The following is a 4,639-nucleotide window of genomic DNA, read 5'->3' as shown; positions in this document are numbered from 1 at the left end:
AGGGCCTGCGCCCGGCGATCCTCGAGGTGTTCGAGCGGGCCCGCGCCGCGCAGTGGCCGCGGTTGCAGCGGATCCACGGCGACCTGCACCTCGGCCAGGCCCTCGACGTGCCGGAGCGCGGTTGGGTCCTCATCGACTTCGAGGGCGAGCCGTTGCGCCCGTTGGCCCAGCGCAGCGAGCTCGACCAGCCGTGGCGCGACGTCGCCGGCATGCTGCGCTCCTACGACTACGCCGGAGCGGTGGCGGATTCCCCCGAGGCGAGCGCTGCGGCCGCCCGGGCCGAGGCGGCGTTCCTCGAGGCCTACCTGAGCGCGATCTCCGCCGACGCCGCGACGACCGACCCCGCCGGGCCCGAGATCACGGCGCCCGCGATCACGACGCTCGACACCACCGCGCTCCTCGACGCCTATGTGCTCGACAAGGCCCTCTACGAGGTCGACTATGAAGCCCGCCATCGGCCGACCTGGCTGCCCCTGCCGGTCAACGCCATCACCCGACTCATCGCCCACCGACGAAGCACGGAGATCTGAATCATGGCTGCACCCTCCACCGAGACGATCCGAGCCCTGACCGCGGTCGCCGAGGTTCGCCACGCGAATCCGCACAGTGTGCTGGGCAACCATGTCGAGGCCGACGGCCTGCACGTGCGCGTGCTGCGTCCCTACGCGGTCAGCGTGCGCATCCGCTTCGAGGACGGCGTCGAACTCGACGCGGTGCACGTCATCAAGGGCGTGTGGGAGGCCGTACGCGAGGGGCAGGGCGCGACCATGGACTACCGCGTGCTCGTGACGTGGGACGACGGGTTCGAGCACGTCCAGGATGACCCGTACCGCTTCGCTCCGACCATCGGCGAACTCGACCTCCACCTCATCGGTGAGGGCCGCCACGAGCAGTTGTGGCAGGTGCTCGGCTCGCACGTGCGCACCTTCGACGGACCGCTCGGCCAGGTTCATGGCACGTCATTCGCGGTGTGGGCCCCCAACGCCAAGGCCGTCGGCGTCATCGGCGACTTCAACGGGTGGAACGACCAGCAGCACCAACTGCGCTCCATGGGCTCGACCGGGGTGTGGGAGATCTTCGTGCCGGGCGTCGGGGTCGGCGACAACTACAAGTACTCGATCCGCACGCCCGGCGGCGGGCGCGTGCAGAAGGCCGACCCCATGGCCCGCCGCACCGAGGTGCCGCCGGCGACGAGTTCGGTGGTGACGCAGTCGTCGTACGCGTGGGGCGACGAGGAGTGGATGACCGCCCGGGCCCGCCGCAACCCGCACACCGGCCCGATGAGCGTGTACGAGGTACACCTCGGCTCGTGGGTCGAGGGCCTGAGCTACCTCGAACTGGCCGACCAGCTCACCGAATACGTCACCCGGATGGGCTTCACGCACGTCGAGTTCATGCCCGTCATGGAGCACCCGTACGCGCCGAGTTGGGGCTACCAGGTCACCGGGTACTACGCTCCGACCTCGCGCTTCGGCACGCCCGACGAGTTCCGTCACCTCGTCGACCGCCTGCACCAGGCCGGGATCGGCGTCATTCTCGACTGGGTGCCGGCGCACTTCCCCAAGGACGAGTGGGCGCTGGCCCGCTTCGACGGCGAGGCGCTGTACGAGCACCCCGACCCGCGCCGCGGTGACCAGCCCGACTGGGGCACGCACGTCTTCGACTTCGGCCGCACCGAGGTGCGCAACTTCCTCGTCGCCAACGCGCTGTACTGGCTCGAGGAGTTCCACGCCGACGGATTGCGCGTCGACGCGGTCGCCTCGATGCTCTACCTCGACTACTCCCGTGAGGACGGTCAGTGGGTCGCCAACCAGTACGGCGGCCGAGAGAACCTCGAGGCCATCGGGCTGCTGCAGGAGTTCAACGCGACGTCGTACAAGCGCTCCCCCGGCATCGTCACCATCGCCGAGGAGTCGACCGCCTGGCCGGGGGTGACCAAGACCACCGACGCCGGCGGCTTGGGCTTCGGGCTTAAGTGGAACATGGGCTGGATGAACGACACCCTGCGCTTCCTGGCGGAGGACCCGATCAACCGGCAGTACCACCACAACATGCTGACGTTCGCGCTGTTGTACGCCTACTCCGAGAACTACATGCTGCCGATCAGCCACGATGAGGTCGTGCACGGCAAGGGGGCGATGCTGGCGAAGATCCCCGGCGAGCACGACGAGAAGCTCGCGACCCTGCGGGCGTACTACGCGTACATGTGGGCCCACCCGGGCAAGCAGTTGCTCTTCATGGGTCAGGAGTTCGCTCAGACGGCGGAGTGGAATGCCGAGCGTTCGCTGGACTGGTGGCTGACCGATCACGCGGCCCACTACCGGATGCGTGATCTCATCGCCCAGCTCAACGTCATCTACCGCGACCACGAGGCGCTGTGGGCACTCGACTCCGACCCGGCCGGCTTCGAGTGGCTCAACGCCGACGACAACCAGGCGAACACGCTCTCGTTCCTGCGCTACGGCGATCCGGATCACGCCGGCGACGAGGTCATGGCCGTGCTCGTCTCGTTCGGCGGGTCGGATCGCGGTCGCGTGCGTTTCGGTCTGCCGCGCGCCGGGCAGTGGCGCGTGCTCCTGGACACCAGCGGCTACGACCGCTACGGCTCCCCCAGCCAGGCCGACGTCGTGCTCACCGCCGAGGAGATCCCGTGGGACCGGCAGCCGTACTCGGCCGAGCTGTACCTGCCGCGCATGACGGCGATCTACCTCGCCCCGGTCAGCCAGACGGAGCACGGTCACGTCGGGGATTCGCACACCGCCTCACGTGGGTCGGGTGCGCTGGGCAGTGACAGCGTCGCCGCCAATCCGGCCGGGATGACCGTGCCCGAGGGTGTCGAGCCGGTGGGCGAGATCCCCTCGGCCGGCGAACGACGCTCCGATCGCTGACCCGACGCCACTGAACCGGCCGACACCGACCAGCCGACATCGAGAAGGAAGGACCATCGCCATGACCGACCCCCGTGCCGGCCAGCCCGCCGCTGCCGAGGACCTCACCGACATCCCCGCGCTCGTCACGGCGTACTACACCCTCACGCCAGACCCGGAGAACGTCGACCAGCAGGTCGCCTTCGGCACCTCCGGGCACCGCGGATCGTCGTTGCGCACGGCGTTCAACGAGGCCCACATCCTGGCCACGACGCAGGCGATCTGCGACTACCGCCGCACGCAGGGTTTCGACGGCCCGCTGTTCATCGGCCGTGACACGCACGCGCTGAGCGAACCGGCGTGGTCGACCGCGCTGGAGGTGCTCGTCGCCAACGACGTCACCGTGCTCGTCGACGACGCTGACGGGTACACCCCGACCCCGGCGGTGAGCCACGCGATCCTCCGGGCGAACCAGGGTCGCACGACCGGCGCCGGGTTGGCCGACGGCATCGTCGTCACGCCCTCGCACAACCCGCCCTACGACGGTGGCTTCAAGTACAACCCGCCGCACGGTGGGCCTGCCGACACCGATGCCACCTCGGTCATCGCGCAGCGGGCCAACGAGCTCATCGCCGGTGGGTTGGGCGACGTCAAGCGGGTGCCGTTCAGTCGGGCGCGGGCAGCGGTGTCGGGTCACGACTTCCTCGGCGACTACGTCGCGGACCTGCCGAACGTCATCGACATCGACGCGATCCGGGCGGCGGGCGTGCGCATCGGCGCGGACCCGCTCGGTGGCGCGTCGGTGGCGTACTGGGGCCGGATCGCCGAGCAGCACCGGCTGGACCTCACGGTCGTCAACCCATTGGTCGACCCGACGTGGCGGTTCATGACGCTGGACTGGGACGGCAAGATCCGGATGGACTGCTCGTCGCCCTACGCGATGGCCTCGCTCATCGAGCAGCGGGAGGCCTACGACATCGCCACCGGCAACGACGCGGACTCCGACCGGCACGGCATCGTCACCCCCGACGCCGGCCTGATGAACCCCAACCACTTCCTCGCCGTGGCGATCGGGCACCTGTTCGGCGGAGCGCGGTCGGGCTGGGGCGCCGGTGCGGCGATCGGCAAGACCCTGGTGTCGAGTTCGATGATCGACCGGGTCGCCGCGCAGGTCGGCCGCACGCTCGTCGAGGTGCCGGTCGGGTTCAAGTGGTTCGTGCCGGGTCTGATCGACGGGTCGTTCGGGTTCGGTGGTGAGGAGAGTGCCGGAGCGTCGTTCCTGCGGCGGGACGGGAGCGTCTGGACGACCGACAAGGACGGGATCATCCTGGCGCTGCTCGCCTCGGAGATCCTCGCGGCCACCGGCAAGACGCCCAGCCAGATCTATGGCGAGCTCGTCGACCAGCATGGCGAACCCGCGTACGCGCGGATCGACGCTCCGGCCACCCGCGAGCAGAAGGCGCGGCTCAAGGCGCTGACGCCCGACGACGTCACCGCCGACAGCCTCGCCGGTGAGCCCATCTCGGCGCGGATGACGGTCGCGCCGGGCAACAACGCGCCGATCGGGGGCCTGAAGGTCACGACCGAGAACGCGTGGTTCGCGGCGCGCCCGTCCGGCACGGAGGACGTGTACAAGATCTACGCCGAGTCGTTCCGCGGGCCGGAGCACCTCGCGCAGGTGCAGGAGGCCGCGAAGGAGGTCGTCGGCGCGGCCCTGCGCTGACGCTGCACTTCCCCTTCACGTTGAGTGATGGTTTCGGGCCGCCTCAGGA

The 4,639-nt window shown here is 69.7% G+C and carries 2 protein-coding genes and 1 pseudogene; all 3 read left to right on the top strand.

What is annotated here, in order from left to right; all coding sequences use genetic code 11:
• Nucleotides 1-530, top strand: a pseudogene (locus tag KD1_RS16730) (1,4-alpha-glucan branching protein GlgB); the annotation flags it as partial.
• A 3-nt stretch (nt 531-533) separates the two neighbouring features.
• Entirely contained in the window at nt 534-2,888 is a 2,355-nt protein-coding gene (gene glgB, locus KD1_RS02945; protein ID WP_157073130.1) for a 1,4-alpha-glucan branching protein GlgB, read from the top strand.
• 61 nt (nt 2,889-2,949) lie between these two features.
• Nucleotides 2,950-4,590 (top strand): phosphoglucomutase (alpha-D-glucose-1,6-bisphosphate-dependent), encoded by a 1,641-nt coding sequence (pgm, locus tag KD1_RS02940; protein ID WP_068397290.1) that lies wholly within the window; start codon nt 2,950-2,952, stop codon nt 4,588-4,590.
• Nucleotides 4,591-4,639 lie beyond the last annotated feature (49 nt).

It is taken from the genome of Kribbia dieselivorans NBRC 106261, assembly GCF_001552435.1.
In the GTDB taxonomy this organism is placed as follows: domain Bacteria; phylum Actinomycetota; class Actinomycetes; order Actinomycetales; family Dermatophilaceae; genus Kribbia; species Kribbia dieselivorans.
The sequence above is the reverse complement of the archived record's forward strand: the minus strand, read 5'-3'. Positions and strand labels throughout refer to the sequence as shown.